Here is an 18,742-nt window from a genome sequence, read left to right on the forward strand (position 1 = left end):
GCGTTGGCCGAGAACGCAGGTGGTGCGCTCGGAAGCATGCTGGACGGTCTTTTCGGGCGCAAAACGCTGAAGCTCGCCCGCGCCGACACTCCCGTATCAGCAAGCCGCGCCGACGGATATCGCCTCGCCCTGGTCATCGAGGGCGGTGGCAGCCGGGGCGTGTACTCCAGCGGAATGGTGCTGGCGCTAGAGGAACTCGGGCTGGCCTCGATCTTCGACGCCGTGTACGGCACTTCGGCGGGCGCGATCAATGGCGCGTGGTTCCTGTCCGGGCGAGCGCTGTCCGGCATGCGTGCCTGGACCGATCCGGTGATCATGCGGCGCGCGGTCGATCCGGCTCGGCTGCTGCGCGGACGTCCCGCCTTCGACCTGGACTACCTGGTGCACCAGGTGTACGACGGCATCGAGCCGATGGACTTTCCGGCGATTCTGGCCAACGCCACCACCTTTCACCCGATCGGCACCGATACCCGCTCTGGGCGCGCGGTCGACCTGCACCGCCACATCATCGATAAACGCACCCTGATGACCGCGCTGCGGGCCTCAGCGGGGCTGCCGATACTCGCGGGACCGCCGGTGCCACTGGGCGATGCCGAGTACCTCGACGGCGGGCTCGCCGAAACCGTGCCTATTCGCACTGCGGTTCGCGACGGTGCGACGCATGCGCTGGTGCTGCGCACCCGACGCACCGATGAACAGCGCCCGCCCGCCTCCCGTTTGCATCGGGTCGTCGGGGGCGGCTATCTGCGCGTGCGCGCCCCCGGGGCCTACCGTGCGTGGCTCCAGCGGCCGCACCAGCAGTCCATCGAGGACCGCTTCGTCGCGGGTCTCGGGGACGCGGCGCTCCAGATCCACCCACCCCTCGGCTCCCCGAATATCGACAGCGCGGCACGCGATACCGCCTTGCTGGCCGAGGCACTGACCATTGGACGTCAGGCCGTGCATGCGTCGATGGCGGCTCTGGTCGATTCGGCCGACAGCGCGCGCTGAACGCTGACCAGCTTGTGGCACAGGTCAATTCAGGTGAACGATGACGCCGTTGGAGAGCATGAAGTCGTGTAGTTCGAGCTGGCCCGGGGTGGCGTCCGGTGGGATATCGAAGACCAGTTGGGTGGTGGCGGACTGGCCGGGCTGGAGTTCGAAGGAGTAGTTGTAGCGGCGTTGGGTGTTCTGCCACATGCTCGCGATGGCATTGTGGTCGACCTGGCGGCCCTCGGTATCGACGAGACGTTGTCCGACGGGCAGGAACCACTTCGGCTCGTCGGAGATATTGCGCACGGCGACCGTGACGACGGAGTAGGTACCGCCCGCATTCTGCAGCCCGATCCGCGAAATCCCGGAATCGACCGCGGTGACCACGAATTCGAATTTGCCATCCCGCACCGGGGTATTCAGGCCGGAGAACCCGGGAGCGGGCGGTTCGGCCGATTGCGCGGTGCCACCATCGCGCACCGCGGCGGACGGATCGGCCGTGCGCGGACCGCCGCCACTGCCGGTATTGCCGAATGCGACCAGCGCCGCACACCCAGCCGCCAGCATGAAGGGGGTCAGGAACATGACGACGAGCGCGCCGATCACCCTGGATAGGAAGGACTTACGCCGTGGCCGACGCCGTGCAACCCGGCGCGCGGGCGGGGCGATCCAGGGACGGCGCTGCGAGACCGTCCAGCGGGGAGCCACCGGGATGCGCGCAGCCCGCTTCGGTTGCGGCAGCACCCGTTCGGCCGCCGACGGCGGGCGGACGAGCGATCTCGGCGGTACCGCGGCACGATGCGGCGACCACGGCGAATTCTGTTGCGGCGCAGCACTTCCCACTGTGGCAAAAGGTGGAGCCGGGTCCAACCGCGTCGCCACCAGCGTCGGCGTCGGACCGGGTTCCGGCAACACCTTGGTCGCAGCAAGCGGCTTCGGCGATGACTTGACCAGCGGCACCGGAGATGGTGCCGATGACATCGGCGCGCGCGTCTCCACCCGCGTCGGACTCGGCTGGTGATCCGCCAGTTGCTGCGGTACCTCGGCCCGCGCGGCCGAGGGTGTTGCCGGTTCGGCCCTTGACGATTGTGGGGCGGAATCGTTCGGCAGGCGGGACAGTGCGGTTGCCGCATATGCCGCGGCGGCGAACTCGCGTGCCGTCGGATAGCGCGCGGCCTGATCCTTGGCCATGCCGCGGGCGATGACCGTGTCCAATTCCGCGGGTACCGCTGGGTTGACCGTCGACGCGTGGGGTGGGGCGGTCATCAGGTGGCCGTGCATTTGGCGGGCCGGGTCGGTGTCGCCGTAGGGGCGGCGGCCGGTCAGGCATTCGTAGAGGACGCAGGCAAGTGAGTAGACGTCGGAGCGGGCGTCGACGGTGCCATTGAAGCGCTCCGGTGCCATATAGGCCCAGCTGCCGATGGCCATCCCGGTGGCGGTGACGGACGTCTGGCCCAGGCTCTGGGCAATGCCGAAGTCGATGAGATACGCGTGCCCGCCGGTGCCGATCAGGATGTTCGACGGTTTGACGTCACGGTGGATCAGCCCGGCCCGATGCGCGGCATCCAGACCCGAGGCCACCTGCGTCACGAAGTCTGCGGCCGCGGTGGGTGTCAATGTGCCGACCCTGGTCAACATTTCGGCCAGGTCGATGCCATCGATGTACTCCATATCGATGAACAACCGACCGTCGAGCTCCCCGAACCCGTAAATTTTCACGATATTCGGATGCCGCAGACTCGACCCGAGCCGCGCCTCCCGCTCGAACCGCTGCCGATACTCCGCATCGGCGGCCACCTGCTCGGCCAACACCTTCAGCGCAACCGTGCGCCCGGTGTCGGTATCACACGCCAGCCATACCGCCCCCATACCGCCCCGCCCGAGCAATCGGTCGAGCCGGTACTTCCCGAACTGTTCCCCCATCACTGACCTCCCGGTGGCCGCGCCGTTGCGGAGTGGGGCGGCAACCCGATCGAAACCGCATCGCCCGAACCTATCCCGACCCTAGCCCCGGCCCTCCCCCTCGAACAGTGTGACTTCCCCTACGTACTCCTACTCAGGAGACACCCCAGACCTCGACGCAACAAATCAGACTGTCCCTAGCGCAATCCGGTCCCCGAGCTATTGGCTAATCAACCTCGTTCAGGCGCACACTGACGCTGACACGGCCCTTATCGTCGCGTCGTGCGACGGCGTGCCCGGATCGTTCGGCGCCGTCCAGCCGAAGTGAGATGGGGCCGCCCGCGCCGAGAAAGTTACGCCACCACGTCTTCTGGTCCGGCAGGGCCACAGCGATGGTGATCTCGTCGCCAGCGCGTCGAAAGCTCACCGGTGTGCTGATGGTGCGCCCGGAACGTCGGCCGACATAGGTGACCTCAGTGATCGACCGGCCCAGCCGAGGTCCGATCCACGGTGCCTTGGTCAACGCCATGATCCCCGCGTTGAACCCACGCGCAACCGGTCCCAGCACCGCTTTGAGTTCCATCGAATCTCCTGATCATCAAATGAGCATCGAGCACCAAACTAGCGAAGTCGGGCAGCGATGGCGGCATACTCCTCATGCGGAGCAGGAAGGGGGCTAGAGGTGTGCGGCGCTGAATCCCACTGCGGCGCCGATGAAATCCTCGTAGCGGGCGTGCGCAGTGGGGTCGACTCCGCCTCCGCAGACCGGGTCACCGGCCACACAGAAATCGGCGGTGCGGTTCAGGTACTGGTCGGGAACGCTCGACCCGATCAGGCGCAGCGGGTCACCGAAGAGCAGTACTACGGCCACGCGGCCGACGAGATCACCGGGCAGCTGCACCACGCCCGGCAGTCCGGCGACGATACCGGTGCCGAGTGCGGCGTGTACCACGCCCGCGCCCAGCGAGTAGCCAGCCAGGATGAACTCCTCGTTCGGACATGTCGCGGCCTGATCGGCGACGTGCGCGACCAGATCGGCGCTACCGGTACTCACGGACGACAGATCCGTCGGATTCGCAGGGTAGTTCACGGGATACGCCCGCACGCTCATCGGCAGCGCCGCCCGCATCGCGGCGTACAGCCGATCACCGACGAAGGTTCCGAGATACCCGGGTTCCTGAGTTCCCCTGGCCACCACCAGGTCCACCGCCGCACACGATTGTGCCGCCACGTGCGGAGCGAACAGGACGCTCGCCGCGACCAGCAAGACCGCGAATGCCGATGCCATCCGCCAATTCTTGAACGGACCCACCTTTCGGTCGCCCATCTTCCTCACCTCTCACGCCGTTGTGAGAAGTGCTTCCTCAGCCCGCACGTCACTGTGCGACGCCGAGTGACACTTGTCAGAGACAAATAACAATGTACTCCGCTACGAGGGATGGTGGCGGCGACAGCCACCCGCGTTCGAGCCCACCAAACGCGGCAGGACCAGGGCGCACCCGGCCGCTCGTTCCGGTATGTACAGATGGTCCGGCCACCAACCGGGATGCCCCCGGCCGGGCAGGTCCACCGCGATGGGTGCCCCGTCCAGTGCCAGCGCCATTACTCCGGCTCATCGCCACTGAGCGAAAGATCCACTGCCCCAAGCCAAGTGTTCGCCTGGCGACGCCTACTTACCCGGCTTGAAACGGTTGCCGTGACCGGGCTTGCCATTGTTCGGCTTATCGTCGGCCGAATCGCTGTTACCCGAGTTGCCGGGTGCAGCTGGGCCGGAGGCCGATTGCCCGGCGTCGGGTTTCGGGCTGTCCCCAGCAGGCTGCATTGGGATCCAGGTCGCTACGTGGCCACCTGCGGAACGACACGTGAGCGGGGTGCCGTCACCGGCGACGGCATTGCCGTCCACATCGGGATTGCACGGCTGTTCGGCGACCGGGATCGACGCGTTGGGCGCCGCCGCATGGGCCGACTCGGCCGGGGCCGATCCCAGTGCCGGGCCGGGATGCGACGGCGTCGGCCGGGCGGATGACGGTGCCGCCGATGTCGTTTCGGCTCCTCCGGGCCGCCCCAGCCAGAGCGCGAACCCGATCAGGGCGACGAGCACCGCGATGGCGGCAGCCGCGTGCCCCGGCCCGACTATCCACTCGCCCTCGCGATCACCCAACGGCTCGGTGTCCCACCCCCGTGCACCCGCACCCCCGCCACCCCATTTCCGCGTACCTACATCCCCTGCTTCCACCCCACCCCACTCGACCACACCCCGCGCCGCAACCGCACCCGAACCCCGCTCCCCCACAGCAGCCTTCGGCGATTCGCCCCCACCCGCACCGAGCGCCCCAACCGCACCCACACCCAGCAAGCCCACCGGCCCCACACCCCGCGAGCCGACTGCGTCTACACCTCTCGACCCGGCCGGACCCGCACTCCAAGACTCGACCGCACCTCCATCCGGCGCCTCAACCACCCCCAGCACCCGTGCCTCAACCGCGTCCAGCACCCGCGACTCGACCACACCCACATCCCGCGACCCCACCGCCGCCACTCTCGGTGACTCCGCCGCACCCGCGCCCCACGCCACAACTGCGGCCGCGCCGGGTGACCCCACCGCGCACCGTGACGCGGACACAGGCACACCCAGCAACCCGGCCGGGCGCTGCCCCCGCGGCCCGACCGCAGCCGCACCCGGCGACCCAACCTGAGCCCTGCCTTGCGCCCCCACCACCGATGCATCCGGCGACCCGACCGCAGCCGCGCTGGGCGACCCAACCGCCCACCGCGACTCGGACACAGGGACACCCAGCGACCGGGCCGCACCCAGCCCGCCCGACTCGACCACACCCGCAGTCCGCGACCCAGCCGCGTCCCCACCTGTCCACCCGACGCCACCGGCGCCGTGCACCCCGACGGTGCTCGTGCCCTGTGCCGCACCCGAGTACCGCGGCTCCACTGCAGCCGCACCCAACGACTCGTCCCCACCTGCCGACTGCGGCTCGGACACAGACACACCCCGGGTCCCGACCGCGGCCGCGCCCTGCGCATCCATCGGATCCGTGCCCGGCGACTCCATCGCGACCCCACCCAGCGACTCCCCCCCACCCGCACACCGGGTGTCGGGCTCGGCTGCCCCCAGCGACTCCACCCCGCTCACGCACCGCGACCCGAACTCACCTCCACCCGACGACTCCGCCCCGCAGGCATCCCGCGCCCCGACAACATCCCCCTGCCACCCATCGGGCAGCGGGCACGTAATGGACACAGTCCTCGCTGCGATTTCCACAGTCGATGCCTCGTGACCCGTTACCGCGGCATAGGCGGCGGATGCGAATTCGCCTGCGCTGGACCAGCGTTGGCCGGGGTCCTTGGCCAGGGCTCGGGCGATGGCGGCATCGAGAGCAGGAGGCACAGCGGGATTCAGGGCGGCGGCGCGGGGTGGATCGGCGAGCAGGTGGGCGTGGAATTGCTGCGGCGAATCGATATTGCCGAAAGGTCGTTCGCCGGTGAGGCATTCGTGCAGGACGCAGGCCAGTGAGTATTGGTCGGCGCGGGCGTCGGTGATGCCGCTGAAGCGCTCCGGCGCCATATAGGCCAGGGTGCCGACCACATTGCCGTGGGATGTGATGGCTGGCTGATCGATCCGCTGCGCGATGCCGAAATCGATCAGTCGGACGAAACCGCAGGGACTGACCATGATGTTGGACGGTTTGACGTCGCGGTGCACCAAACCCGCCCGGTGGGCGGTATCGAGCGCCATCGCGGTCTGTCCGATGATCGCCACCGCCATGGCCGGGGACATCGGCCCGTCGCGACGCAGCAGGGCGGCGACGTCGGTGCCCTCGATGAACTCCATGTCGATATATAGGCGGCCGTCGAGTTCGCCGAAGTTGTGGATCGGCACTATATGTGGCCCGGGAGCATGGGCCGCCAGGCGGGCCTCCCTGGTGAACCGCAGCCGATAGGTCGGATCCGCGGCGTGCGTCGCGGCCAGCACCTTCAGCGCCACATCACGGTCGGCGACGGTATCGCGAGCGAGCCAGACCTGCCCGGTACCGCCGCTGCCGAGCAACCGGTCGAGGCGGTAGTGACCGAACCGCGTCTCGCCCATTCGAAACCTCCCGATAGCCTTGCACTCATCTTCGAGTTACCCGAAATCCTCACCGGCTCCACATAATCCGCGAAACTGATGCGGCGGCCGACCGATCATGCCGCAACCCAGCGCGTCAGATCGCGAAATCGCCGACCGCGCCGCTGCGGCATGCCACGACGGCGCTACCGCGAGACGGCGAGATCGGGTACAGCGATAGCCGCTAGCCTTGCTGCTATGAGTGACGTGCCCGAGATCCGCATCGGCACCGCGGAGCGTGAGCAAGCGATGCAGCGACTCTCCGATCATTTCGCCGCCGGGCGGCTCAGCGTGGCCGAGTTCGACGAGCGCAGCGCCGCGGTCGCGGCCGCGCTGACCCGAGGTGACCTGGATAAAGTCTTCGTCGACCTGCCCGGACCCACCCCCGTCGCCGCGGTCCCCGCCAAACGCGACGGTTTCCTCGACGAATGGCCCGAGCGAGTGATGGCGGTGATCCCGATCCTCGCGGTCATCCTCTTCTTCGCCACCGGCAGTTGGCTCTGGTTCCTGGCCATCCCATTGGCGGGCGCACTGCTGTTCGGCAACCGGCACGAGCACCAGCAGCGCCGCCGCCCGCGCCGCCGCGGCCGCAGGGAGATCGAGGACTAGTGGAACCCGTCGAAATCAATGCGGGCACCTGGTACCTGCGCGCACTGCGCGCCGACGACCGCATCGATGACCGCCCGGCCCTGGCCGACGGCGGCATCACCGATCCGGACTATGTCGCCCGGCGCACCGCACAGTGGGCCGAGGAAACCAACTTCTCCTGGGCCGTCTGCGAACCCACCACGGCCGAATTGGTCGCGGAGATCGTGGTGACCCCCGGCGCCGACGACACCGCCGAACTCACCGGCTGGGCCCGCCCCGGATATGAATCCGCCCTCGAAACGGGCACGACGGCGGTCCGCCGCTTCGTCGAAGGCGGCCTCGGTCTCCGACTGCCCTGAGCCGGTAGCCAATTGGCCAACGGCAGCAGCACGCAGACGCCGGTGCCGCTGCTGCAGAAGCGGATCGGCGGGCCCGAGCACGACAGAAAGGCTGTTCCGGTTGTCGGAAGCAGCCTTTCGTGCCCCATGAATACCCGCGCCGCTACGTCGCGTGCTACCCACTCAGCGCATGACCCCGGTGTGCCCGATGGAATAGCGACCCGGCTGCGGCCAGATGGTGAGACCGTGCGCCCCACGCCCAACAGGTATGCGTGCCAACAGATTCCAGTTCACGATATCGATTGCGTAGACCTCACCGTGATGGCGACCGGATACCCAGAAAACCCGCCCGTCCGCGGAGATATTGCCCATATCCGGACTGCCGCCGCCCGGGATGAACCACTTGTGCACCAGCTTGTTCTCGGCGAAATCCCACACCGAGATGCTGCCCTCGTGTCGGTTGGTGATGAGCAGCTGTTTGGAATCGCGGGTGACGTACAAACCGTGCGCCCCCTTGCCGGTCGGCACGAAACCGGTAATCTCCCACGATGATGCGTCGATTGTGTAGATGCCGTCGGCGACCATATCGGCAACGAAGAACGTGCGTCCGTCCGGCGAGAGCTTGACGTCCTGCGGTTTACCGCCGCGACCGCCCGGCAGATCGATCATCTTGACAACCGCACGCTCGGCGACATCGAACACCAGCATCCGGCCGATGAATTCGCAACTGGCCAAGGCGAATCTGCCGTCGGCGGTGAAGTCCATATGGTCGATGCCCGCGCAGTCGGGCACCGCGAGCGCGTGCACCTGCTGCCAGGTGTGCGGATCGTAGAAGTCCAGCGACTTATCCGCCTCGGCGACGACGAGTGCGTATTGGCCGTCCGGCGTGAAGTACATGTTGTAGGGATCGCGGACCGGGAATGGTTCACCGGGTTCACCGGTGCGCGGATCGATCGGCAGCAGGCTGCCACCGCCGATCGGCAGATCATTGGTCACATACAGCGTCTGCATGTCATAGGACGGCACCACATGCTGTGGCTCCCGGCCGCCCGCCGGATAGCTGTCGATCACCTGGAAGGTGCCCGGATCGATCACCGTGACCGAATGCGATTCGCTATTGGGCACATAGACCAGGGACCGATGGTCGGCCACCGCCGGACTCAGCTCCCGGTCCGCGGCATAGACGTCGGTCGGCGACAGCGGTGGCGGCATGCCGGGTAGCAGTTTCTCCGGATTCGGCGGCGCCGCGCTGGCGGCCGCGACCGGCCTGGAGGGTGGCGGATTCGCCACACCTGCCGATCCGGCCTCGCTGGAGGCACACCCCGCGACCGTCACGAGGACGGTCAGCGAGGCGACCAGTGAATGGATGGCGGACCTGCTGGTCTCGCCGTTCGGTGCGCAGCTTCGGTGATTGCGCTGTCGGTTCACGCGCTGCACCGTGCCAGGAGGTGGTGAAGACGAGATGACATGGGTGCGAAGCCTAGGCGTTGCCGCCCGGATTCCGCAGCATCCCCGCCGACGTGGGACGGATTGCCCGAATCATCCGGAAATGCCTACTCGGGCAGTCGAACTTCCGATCGTGGCCGAGTACCCGACGCCACTAGCCCGCGTCGCTGAGCACCCGCTCGAGCGCGTCGACCGCGGCATCCAATTCGGCCTCGGTGACGGTGAGCGGCGGCCGGAAGCGAATGCCACGCTCGCCCGTGCCGAGGATCAGCACACGCTCGCGTTCCCACAGCGCGGTCAGCAGCTCGTCCCGCAGTTCGGTCGTAGCGAGCGTGATCGCGCACATCAGCCCGCGCCCGCGCGGCTCGGTGATCCGAGGATGGTCCGCGGAAAGCTGCTCCAGACGCCGCAGCAGATGCGCGCCGAGCGCCCGCGATCGCTCGATCAGCTCGTCGCGCTCGAGCACCTCGAGAATGCGCCGGGCGCGCACCATATCGGTGAGGTTGCCGCCCCAGGTGGAGTTCAGCCGGGAGCTGACGACGAAGACGTTATCGGGCACCTCGTCCACCCGACCGCCTGCCATCACGCCACAGACCTGGGTCTTCTTACCGAATACGACCACATCCGGTTCGAGCCCGAGTTGCTGGTAGGCCCAAGTGGTTCCGGTCATGCCGACACCGGTCTGCACCTCGTCCAGGATGAACAGCGCATCGTGCTCATGGCAGAGTCGCTGCACGGCCTGCAGGAATTCCGGACGCAGATGGCGGTCGCCGCCCTCGCCCTGGATCGGCTCGGCAATGAAACATGCTATGTCGTTCGGATTTTCGGCGAAGGCGCGACGCATCTGGTCGAGCGCGTTCGTCTCGGCGGCGACGATATCGACGCCGTCGGCGAGGTAGGGCGCATCAATGCGCGGCCAATCGAACTTGGGGAAGCGCGCCACTTTCACCGGATCGGTGTTGGTCAGCGACATGGTGTAGCCGGTGCGGCCGTGGAACGCTCCGGTCAGATGCAGCACCTTGGTACCGAGTTCCGGTGCCCGGCCGTGGGATTCGTTATGCCTGCTCTTCCAGTCGAACGCGACCTTGAGCGCGTTCTCCACCGCGAGTCCGCCGCCTTCGATGAAGAACAGGTGCGGTAGCCGGGGGTCGCCGAGTACCCGCACGAAGGTCTCCACGAAACGGGCCATTTCGACGGTATAGATATCGGAGTTGCTCGGCTTGTTGAGCGCGACCGCGCCCAGATCGGCACGGAACTCCTCGTCATCGGCCAAGGCGGGATGGTTCATGCCAAGGGCATTCGAGGCGAAGAAGCCGAACATGTCGAGGTAGGAGCTGCCGTCTCGTTCGTCGACGATACGGCAGCCACGGGATTTCCGTAGATCCAGCACCAAGTCGAATCCGTCGGCAAGGATGTGCGCCGACAGGATCTCGTGTACCCGGGTGGCGGGGGCGACAGGTGCAGTGCCACTCCCCGCGCGGGTGCGCTCCAGTTCGATGGTCACATCCGTAGAGTACGGAAATCTTTACGAAAGATCTACATAACAAACGTACTAATTACGGTTCGGCGGCTATCTGTCGTAGAATGTCTGCAAGATGATGGTGCTTCGAGTTCTCACGTTGGCGGTCGCCCTGATCTCCTGTAGCAACTGCTCGAGGTGCCGAGGAGAGGCCACCCGCACCAGCAGCACGTAACTCTCGTCACCGGCCACGGAGTGGCATGCCTCGATACCCGGGATATGTTGCAGCACGGCAGGCGCGTCATCGGGTTGCGAGGGGTCGAGAGGAGTGATGGCGACGAATGCCGACAACAGTTGTCCGAGCGCCTCGGGGTCGACATGCGCGGTATACCCGCGAATCACCCCGCGCGCCTCTAATCTGCGGACCCGCGATTGCACAGCCGACACCGATAGGCTCGCCTTCTCGGCCAGATTCGACAGGGTGGCGCGACCATCGGCCATCAGTTCACGAATCAGCAGTCGATCGATGTCATCGAGTACGGGTCTTGCCGGTGTATCCGCCATCAGCGAAGGCTAACCCAGCGGACGCTGCTCGGTGCAAAAACTTTCAGTCGTTAACTCGCCGTACCCATCCGAGACCGTCCAGCGACCCAAAGCCACAGCGGAGCAACCGATGACACACACGCTCGACCACCATCTGACCAAGGATCTCGCCGCCCGCGCGGCACAGCTGCTGCAGACGCTCGGCGCGCAGCAGCCGGTAGCGGGGGAGTTACCGGCGCGTACCCCGATCACCGGTGGCACGCTGATGACCCTGCGCGCCGATGCCCTCGACGAGGTGGATGCCGCGATCGACAGAGCGGCACAGGCATTCCGCGATTGGCGCGCCGTGCCAGCGCCGGTGCGCGCCGCCGTGGTGCGGCGGCTGGCCGAACTACTCACCGCGCACAAGGCCGAACTCGGCGAACTGGTCACCCTGGAGGCGGGGAAGATCGGCGCCGAGGCGGTCGGCGAGGTGCAGGAGATGATCGACATCTGCGAGTTCGCGATCGGGTTGTCACGGCAGCTGTACGGCAGGACCATGCCATCGGAGCGGCCGGGGCATCGACTGATGGAGACCTGGCATCCGCTCGGCGTGGTCGGGGTGATCTCGGCCTTCAACTTCCCCGTCGCGGTGTGGGCGTGGAATACCGTGATCGCGCTGGTCTGCGGTGACACGGTGGTGTGGAAGCCGTCGGAGACGACACCACTGACCGCACTTGCCTGCCACACCCTATTGCGCCGCGCGGCCGCCGATGTCGGCGCGGATCCCGAAGTGCACCAACTGATCCAGGGCGGTGCGGAAGTCGGGTCCAGGCTGGTCGACGACGAGCGCGTCGCGCTGGTCAGCGCGACCGGTTCGGTGCGAATGGGTCGCATCGTCGCACCACGGGTGGCCGCTCGATTCGGGCGGTGCCTGCTGGAGCTGGGTGGCAACAACGGTGCGATCGTCACGCCGACAGCGGATCTGGAGCTGGCGGCGCGCGGTATCGTCTTCGCCGCGGCGGGCACGGCCGGGCAGCGCTGTACGACATTGCGGCGGCTGATCGCGCACGCCGATATCGTCGGACCGCTGCTCGATCGGGTCGCTGGCGCGTATCGACAACTGCGCGTGGGCAATCCGCTCGATGACGGCGTGCTGGTCGGCCCGCTTGTCAATGGCCGGGCCTACGAGGGAATGCGCGCGGCGATCGACCGCGCACTGGCCGACGGCGGCGAACTGGTATGCGGCGGTGAGCGCGTAGCCGGCTTCGGCGACGACGCCTTCTACGTGCGTCCCGCGATCGTGCGCATGCCCGCCCAGACCGCCGTGGTTCGCGAGGAGACCTTCGCACCGATCCTGTACGTGCTGACCTACCACGATTTCGACGCCGCCGTCGCCATGCACAACGGTGTGCCACAGGGGCTTTCCTCCGCCGTCTTCACCGGCGACCAGCGCGAGGCCGAACGCTTCCTCGCCGCCGACGGCTCGGACTGTGGCATCGCCAATGTCAATATCGGCACCTCCGGCGCGGAGATCGGCGGCGCGTTCGGCGGTGAGAAGCAAACCGGCGGTGGACGGGAGTCCGGCTCGGATTCATGGAAGGCGTACATGCGTCGAGCCACTAATACCGTCAACTACTCCGACCAGCTGCCCCTCGCCCAGGGCATCCAATTCGGCTGAGCCGCGACCGGTTCGGCCCCGCGATAAATCACTCGCGCCGCCTCGCCGCCCCTGCGTACCCTCGAAAGCGACGACGCAGGGTGGAGCAGCTAGGTAGCTCGCTGGGCTCATAATCCAGAGGCCGCAGGTTCGAATCCTGTCCCTGCCACTAACGGTCCGGGCCGGCCGGTTTGCAAACCGACTGGCCCGGACCATTTTTCATCGATAGATGGCTGTACGGCGAGTCGCCACGAGTGTCGGTAACGGGCCGTCTGCTGGACCGATGGAGCGGGTAGTCCAGGCAGCACACCCACACTGACCGGCCTCGCCGCGACTTCCGTAGGGGACCCATGAGAAACCGCTTCACCGCAGTGCTCGGCATCGTCTTCGTCGGCGCGTTCGCACTCCTACTCGGCGGCTGCGCATCGCCACCGAGTGGCCCCGGCCTCGTCGCCGCAACGACGTCGACGGTAGCCAAGACCACCTCGGCACCGACGACGACGCCGGCCCCCACACCGCTGATCACAACGACCACGGCGTCGCCACCCGCCGCCGCAGCCCCCGTCGCGCCCGAGCCGATCGCCTCGCCGCCGCCGACCACGGCCTACCAACCGCCCGCGGCAGCCGCACCGGCCCAGCCGATCTGCGGCGACGATTCCTACCTCAACTCCGACAACCAGTGCGTCCACCGCCCACAGTCGGCCTCCGCCGCCCCACCCGGCGCCACCGCCCGCTGCAAGGACGGCACCTACAGCTATAGCCAGAACCGCTCCGGCACCTGCTCCCACCACGGCGGCGTGTCCGCCTGGCTGTAGCCTTCGACGCGGATTGGTTGGTGAACGACGATGACGACAGTAGCGATCGCTGCGGGCGGGGGCGGCGACGCGGTCACGGCGGCCATGCTCGCCGACAAAATGCCAGCTCTGGACGTGGTAGCCATCATGAGCTACTCATGGGACCGGCTGATTGTCGACCCGACACCCGGCCCGAGGACACCGACCGACTTCCATGGGTTGATCGACCACGGCGGAGTCTTCGAAGTGCCACCCACGGCGGCCCTGCACGGCGACGGGAAATCGACACTCCCGCGCCTAGCGGAGCATGTCGCACAACCGCTGCTCCTGCTGGACATCGAGGCTGGGGTAAACGGTCTCGCGCGTCAGATCCGTTACGCGGCTTCCGCGTTCGACGCTAATGAGGTCGTGGTGATCGATACGGGCGGCGACATCCTGGCCACTGGCAATGAGCCAGGGTTACGTAGCCCGCTGGCCGACTCTGCTGCTTTGGCCGCTGCAATTACGTCCGGGCTGCCGACTCAGGTGCTCGTCGCCGGTGCCGGTCTTGACGGCGAATTGTCCCGTGCCGAACTCAACGGTCGGTTGAACGCTCTGGATGCGGAGATTATCGGCGACCTGATAGCCAGGGATGCGGAAGGACTGGCGAGCATCTGGTCATGGCACCCATCGGAGGCCAATGCTCTGCTGGCCGTGGCTGCTTCCGGCTGGCGCGGCTCGGTCGAGACCCAGCGTGGTGTCGTCATCGAGGTCACCGACGCGGCCACGCGCGTCTACCGGATTGCAGCCACCGCTCTTTCGGAATTGTCGCTGGCAGCGTTGCTCACGCAGACCTCATCTCTCGAAGAGATCGAGCAGTTGCTGCGTGAGCGCCGCGGATACAGTGACATCGACATCGAGCGCGAGCGACTCGCGCACCGCCGCCGACCCCAGCGGCCCACGCCCGATACGCTCGACATCATCGACGATTATGTCGCCGGCGCCGACGCCCGCGGCGTTGACGCTCTAACAGTGCGCCGCGTTATCGAAATGACTCACGCGACCGAACCTTCGGCAACAGAAGCATTGCGCGCCCAGCTGGCTCACTGTCGATCGGACAACTTCAAGCCGCCGCTGTACCTCGTGCGGCCGATTGCCGAGGGTCGGCACGTCTGCGACTAGAGCCGTAGTGGCTCGATGCCGAGCTCCTGCAGGCTGTTTCGATAGAGTTCGACATTGGCGAGTTTGATGTCCTCGTAGCCGCGGACCATATCGGGGAGCGCGGCGGCTCGGATGGCGCGGTCATAGCCTGCTCGGTCGAGGTCGGTGGCCAGCATGGTCACCATCTCGGTGTAGTGCGCCAGCAAGGCCCGCTCCACCCGGCGAACGTGGGCATAGCCGAAGGGATCGAACTTGGTGCCGCGCAGGCGCTTCCCCTGCGCCAGCACCCGCAACGCGAAGTGGCTGCGCGGGCCGAGGCCGATCTTCTTCTTGCGGCCCATGGCACGCAGGACGGGCGGATGCAGCCGGTAGGTGAGGTTGGCGCCGTCGGGGAGTTGACCGGCGACCTCGTCGAGGAAGGCCGGATCGGTCAGTCGGCGGGCGACTTCGTATTCGTCCTTGTAGGCGGTGAATTTGTACAGGCCGCGGGCCACCTGCTCGCTGAACTCGGTGCGGTCGGTGACGCGCTGCTCGGCCTCCCAAACGCGTTGCACGGTGCAGACGTAATCGCGGGCCGTGCGCACGCCCTGGAAGCCGATCAGCTCAGCGGCCCGCAGCTCGAGCAGCCGCCTGGTCTCACCCGCCGCGGTCACACCGTCGAAAAGATCTGCCGGAATGGCGATCTCGGTATGTTCACGCACCTTGCGGCCGGTAGCGGCGGCGAATTCGGCCGGGCGGGCGATGGCCACCCGGCCCCAGCGAAATGCCGCGATATTGGCCTGCACGGCGACACCGTTGATCTCGATGGCCTCCTCGATCGCCGATGCGGGCAGGCGCAGACCACCGATCTGGTAGGCGGCGCCGACCAGCAGGAAGTTGGCGGCGGCGGTACTGCCGAACAGCACCTCGGCCGCGGCCAGCGCATCGAAGGATTGCACCGCATGCGATACCTGCTCGAGCCGGGCAAGCAGTTCGCGCTCTTCGGGATACGCGATGGTCCGGTCGTAGACCATATCGCCGGTCGGGGTCTTGCTGGTCGACGCGACGGACAGCGTGGTCTGCTTCGAGCCGTAGGCCAGATTCTTGTTATCGGTGGCGGCGAGCAGGTCGAAGGCAACGATGCAGTCGGCCGAACCGGGTGCCAGCCGGTTCGCCGGTTCCAGCTCGCCACTCGCGAAACGCAGGTGCGAGACGACCGGTCCGGCCTTCTGGCTCAGGCCGATCTGATCCAGGCTCGCCACCTCGTATCCGGCGCGCAGCGCGGCCGTCGCCAGCACCTGGTTCACCGTCACGATGCCGGTTCCGCCGATACCAGCGAGGAAGACGTTCTGGGTCGTCGCCGGGGCGGAATTCGGCAGGTCGGGCAGCACCGGCGGCTCGGCGTGTCGAATTCCCTTACGCTTCTTCGCTTTGGCCGGATCCGGCAGTTCGACGGTGACGAAGGACGGGCAGTCGCCGTCCATGCAGCTGTAGTCGGTATTGCACGAGGTCTGATCGATCCGGGTCTTGCTGCCGAATTCGGTATCGACCGGCTGCACCGAGAGGCAGTTGCTCTTGACGCCGCAGTCGCCGCAGCCCTCGCAGACCGCTTCGTTGATGACCACTCGGGTCCGCCGGACCGGCAGGGTGCCCCGCTTGCGTCGGCGGCGCGCGTCGGCGGCGCAGTGCTGGTCGTAGATGAGCACGGTCACGCCCGGAATCTCACGCAGCGTGCGCTGCGCCTCGTCGAGCCGATCGCGGTGCCAGAGCAGGGTTCCGGCGGCGAGGTCGCGCTTGCGGTACTTCTTGGGTTCGTCGGCGCAGACGATGATCTGCCGCACACCCTCGGTGGTGAGCTTATGGGTCAGCATCGGCACCGCGAGTGCGCCCTCGGCGTCCTGTGCGCCGGTCATCGCGACGACATCGTTGTAGAGCAGCTTGTAGGTGATGTTCACCCCCGCGGCGACACAGGCCTGCACGGCGAGTTGGCCGGAGTGGAAATACGTTCCGTCACCGATGTTCTGGAACAGATGCGGCACCGTGGTGAACGGTGCCTGCCCGATCCACTGCGTGCCCTCACCGCCCATCTGGGTCAGCCCGGTGACCTTGCTGTCATCGCGCCCCGACATCGTCACCATGGTGTGGCAGCCGATGCCGCCACCGGCCAGCGATCCCTCCGGTACGGCGGTGGACCGGTTGTGCGGGCAGCCGCTGCAGAAGTAGGCGGCGCGCTTCGCGGGCAGCACGGCGAGCGACAGCGGCTGCGGCAAGGGACGCTTCATCTCCAGATGGCCCTGGAGCGCGCGGCGCAGCGGTGCGGCGATCCGACCCGAAGTGAGCTCGCCGTCCTGGGCGAACAGCGGCCGGTTCGCGGCATCGCGCTTACCGACGATCTGCGGCGCAGCTGTCGTGCCATAGAGGATCTCGCGGATCTGGGTTTCGATGAACGCGGTCTTATCCTCGACGACCACGATCCGCTCCAGCCCGTCGGCGAACTGCCGGACCCGCTCGGGTGCGATGGGATACGGCATGCCGATGCGCAGCAGCCGCACGCCCGCGCGCAGCAGTGCGTCATCGTCGACGCCGAGATCGATCAGCGCCTGGCGCACGGCGTCGAATGTGGTTCCGGTGGCGGCGATTCCGACGGTGGCACGTGCCGGGTTCACCTCGATGACATCGAGTTCATTGCATGTGCTGTAGGCCTTGACCAGCTCCCAGCGCGGTCCGTACAGATCCGCCTCGGCGATCACGCTGTCGGTCGGCGCGGCCATCGGCCGCTGTAGGTAGGTGAACGGCGTACCCTCCCATTCGATCTCGGGCACGGTGATATCGATATCGCCCACCATGCCATCGACCGTCCACGCGCCATCGGCGACATCGGCGACGATCTTCAGTGCCACCAGACATCCCGACGCCCGCGACAGCGCGACACCGTGCAGACCCATGGTGATGATCTCGCGCGCATTGCGTGGGAACAGCACCGGAATGCCCATCGCAGCCAACGAGCGCTCACTCACCGCCGGCACGGTGGAGGATTTCGAGGCCGGATCGTCGCCGACCAGCAGGAGTACGCCGCCATGGGCATTGGCGCCGTACATATTGGCGTGCCGCAGCGCATCCGTCGCGCGGTCGAGCCCGGGGCCCTTGCCGTACCAGACCCCGACAACCCCATCATGGGTCGCATTGCCCGCGGGCAGATCGGCTTGACTGCCCCACACCGAGGTGGCGGCGAGTTCCTCGTTCAAGCCGGGCACAAAGGAAATATCGTGCTCGGCCAACACATTCGGCATACCGTTCAGCATCTTGTCGACGCCGCCCAGCGGGCTGCCCTGATATCCGGAGACGAAGGTGCCGATCCGTCGTCCGGCGCGCAGATCACGAACATGCTGCTCGACGAGCTGTCGAGCGATCGCCTGGACGCCGGTGAGGACAACGGTGCCCGCGCCGACGCGGTAGCGGTCGGCAAGGTCATAGGGGGCTGGGATCAGTTCGCGGTCGGCGAGCTCGGTCATATCGTCCACCCGTCCGCTAGGCGCCGATCTGACGCTTCGCCTCGTTGAGCATTTCTTGCCGCCATACTGTCCTTGATGAGCTGAACGCACAACTGATGTGCAACCAATTGAGCAGACTGCTCAATTTCGCCTCTTCGCAGTGGGCACGGGCTATGCAGGATGCGAGGTGAAATGTGACCCCGGACACGCGAGCGGAAATGAGCGGCGTCATGCCCCGCGCGCCCGGCCGTCCAGCGGCAGTTCCGACGGCACAAGATCGTGAGCGCGGAGCAATAGGGTCGCCTTCCACATTGTGAGGTATCTCATTCCGCCG

At 67.0% G+C, this 18,742-nt stretch carries 15 protein-coding genes and 1 tRNA gene; 8 read left to right on the forward strand and 8 right to left on the reverse strand.

All coding sequences use genetic code 11. The features are described from left to right. The first annotated feature begins 36 nt into the window (after positions 1 to 36). Positions 37 to 990, forward strand: coding sequence for a patatin family protein (locus tag ABZW16_RS23465; RefSeq protein WP_354958140.1), 954 nt, complete (start codon positions 37 to 39; stop codon positions 988 to 990). Positions 991 to 1,014: 24 nt separating this feature from the next. Here the strand turns inward: ABZW16_RS23465 and ABZW16_RS23470 are convergent, their stop codons facing one another. From ABZW16_RS23470 to ABZW16_RS23485, 4 genes are all read right to left on the reverse strand, one after another. Further along, positions 1,015 to 2,895 (reverse strand): protein kinase, encoded by a 1,881-nt coding sequence (locus tag ABZW16_RS23470; protein WP_354958104.1) that lies wholly within the window; start codon positions 2,893 to 2,895, stop codon positions 1,015 to 1,017. 205 nt (positions 2,896 to 3,100) lie between these two features. Continuing rightward, a complete protein-coding gene (locus tag ABZW16_RS23475) occupies positions 3,101 to 3,403 on the reverse strand; it encodes a hypothetical protein (protein WP_354958141.1) in 303 nt (100 codons plus the stop codon). A gap of 147 nt (positions 3,404 to 3,550) precedes the next feature. Continuing rightward, complete coding sequence (locus tag ABZW16_RS23480; protein WP_354958105.1) at positions 3,551 to 4,201, reverse strand: cutinase family protein; 651 nt, start codon at positions 4,199 to 4,201, stop codon at positions 3,551 to 3,553. A 342-nt stretch (positions 4,202 to 4,543) separates the two neighbouring features. After that, on the reverse strand, positions 4,544 to 6,973 hold the full coding sequence (locus ABZW16_RS23485; RefSeq protein WP_354958106.1) for a serine/threonine-protein kinase: 2,430 nt from the start codon (positions 6,971 to 6,973) through the stop codon (positions 4,544 to 4,546). A gap of 216 nt (positions 6,974 to 7,189) precedes the next feature. On the opposite strand from ABZW16_RS23485, the gene ABZW16_RS23490 reads away from it, so the two are divergent. Together ABZW16_RS23490 and ABZW16_RS23495 are read left to right on the forward strand one after the other, a co-directional pair. Further along, positions 7,190 to 7,600: a DUF1707 domain-containing protein gene (locus ABZW16_RS23490; RefSeq protein ID WP_354958108.1), complete on the forward strand. Its 411-nt coding sequence runs from the start codon at positions 7,190 to 7,192 to the stop codon at positions 7,598 to 7,600. Beyond that, positions 7,600 to 7,938 (forward strand): hypothetical protein, encoded by a 339-nt coding sequence (locus ABZW16_RS23495; protein ID WP_354958109.1) that lies wholly within the window; start codon positions 7,600 to 7,602, stop codon positions 7,936 to 7,938. The genes ABZW16_RS23490 and ABZW16_RS23495 overlap by 1 nt, the downstream gene beginning before the upstream one ends. Before the next feature lie 162 nt (positions 7,939 to 8,100). On the opposite strand, the gene ABZW16_RS23500 is transcribed toward ABZW16_RS23495, so the two are convergent. Continuing rightward, positions 8,101 to 9,129, reverse strand: a complete 1,029-nt coding sequence (locus ABZW16_RS23500) for a hypothetical protein (protein WP_354958110.1) — start codon at positions 9,127 to 9,129, stop codon at positions 8,101 to 8,103. Here ABZW16_RS23500 and ABZW16_RS23505 point away from each other — a divergent pair. Next, a complete protein-coding gene (locus ABZW16_RS23505; RefSeq protein WP_354958111.1) occupies positions 9,128 to 9,328 on the forward strand; it encodes a hypothetical protein in 201 nt (66 codons plus the stop codon). The two genes, ABZW16_RS23500 and ABZW16_RS23505, sit on opposite strands and share 2 nt — an antisense overlap. A gap of 189 nt (positions 9,329 to 9,517) precedes the next feature. On the opposite strand, the gene lat is transcribed toward ABZW16_RS23505, so the two are convergent. Beyond that, complete coding sequence (lat, locus tag ABZW16_RS23510; protein ID WP_354958113.1) at positions 9,518 to 10,867, reverse strand: L-lysine 6-transaminase; 1,350 nt, start codon at positions 10,865 to 10,867, stop codon at positions 9,518 to 9,520. A gap of 66 nt (positions 10,868 to 10,933) precedes the next feature. After that, on the reverse strand, positions 10,934 to 11,386 hold the full coding sequence (locus ABZW16_RS23515) for an Lrp/AsnC family transcriptional regulator (RefSeq protein WP_040686931.1): 453 nt from the start codon (positions 11,384 to 11,386) through the stop codon (positions 10,934 to 10,936). A 109-nt stretch (positions 11,387 to 11,495) separates the two neighbouring features. Between ABZW16_RS23515 and ABZW16_RS23520 the strand changes: the two genes are divergently transcribed. The 4 genes from ABZW16_RS23520 (at position 11,496) to ABZW16_RS23535 (ending at position 14,959) form a co-directional block, all read left to right on the forward strand. Then, a complete protein-coding gene (locus tag ABZW16_RS23520) occupies positions 11,496 to 13,025 on the forward strand; it encodes an aldehyde dehydrogenase family protein (protein WP_354958115.1) in 1,530 nt (509 codons plus the stop codon). Positions 13,026 to 13,099: 74 nt separating this feature from the next. Next, positions 13,100 to 13,173 (forward strand) — tRNA-Met (locus ABZW16_RS23525). A gap of 181 nt (positions 13,174 to 13,354) precedes the next feature. After that, positions 13,355 to 13,819 (forward strand): DUF3761 domain-containing protein, encoded by a 465-nt coding sequence (locus ABZW16_RS23530; protein WP_354958116.1) that lies wholly within the window; start codon positions 13,355 to 13,357, stop codon positions 13,817 to 13,819. Between the two features lie 30 nt (positions 13,820 to 13,849). After that, positions 13,850 to 14,959: a DUF1152 domain-containing protein gene (locus ABZW16_RS23535; protein WP_354958117.1), complete on the forward strand. Its 1,110-nt coding sequence runs from the start codon at positions 13,850 to 13,852 to the stop codon at positions 14,957 to 14,959. On the opposite strand, the gene ABZW16_RS23540 is transcribed toward ABZW16_RS23535, so the two are convergent. Continuing rightward, complete coding sequence (locus ABZW16_RS23540; protein ID WP_354958118.1) at positions 14,956 to 18,429, reverse strand: indolepyruvate ferredoxin oxidoreductase family protein; 3,474 nt, start codon at positions 18,427 to 18,429, stop codon at positions 14,956 to 14,958. The two genes, ABZW16_RS23535 and ABZW16_RS23540, sit on opposite strands and share 4 nt — an antisense overlap. Positions 18,430 to 18,742: the final 313 nt, after the last annotated feature.

The sequence above is a fragment of the Nocardia sp. NPDC004604 genome, from assembly GCF_040609795.1.
In the GTDB taxonomy this organism is placed as follows: Bacteria; Actinomycetota; Actinomycetes; order Mycobacteriales; family Mycobacteriaceae; genus Nocardia.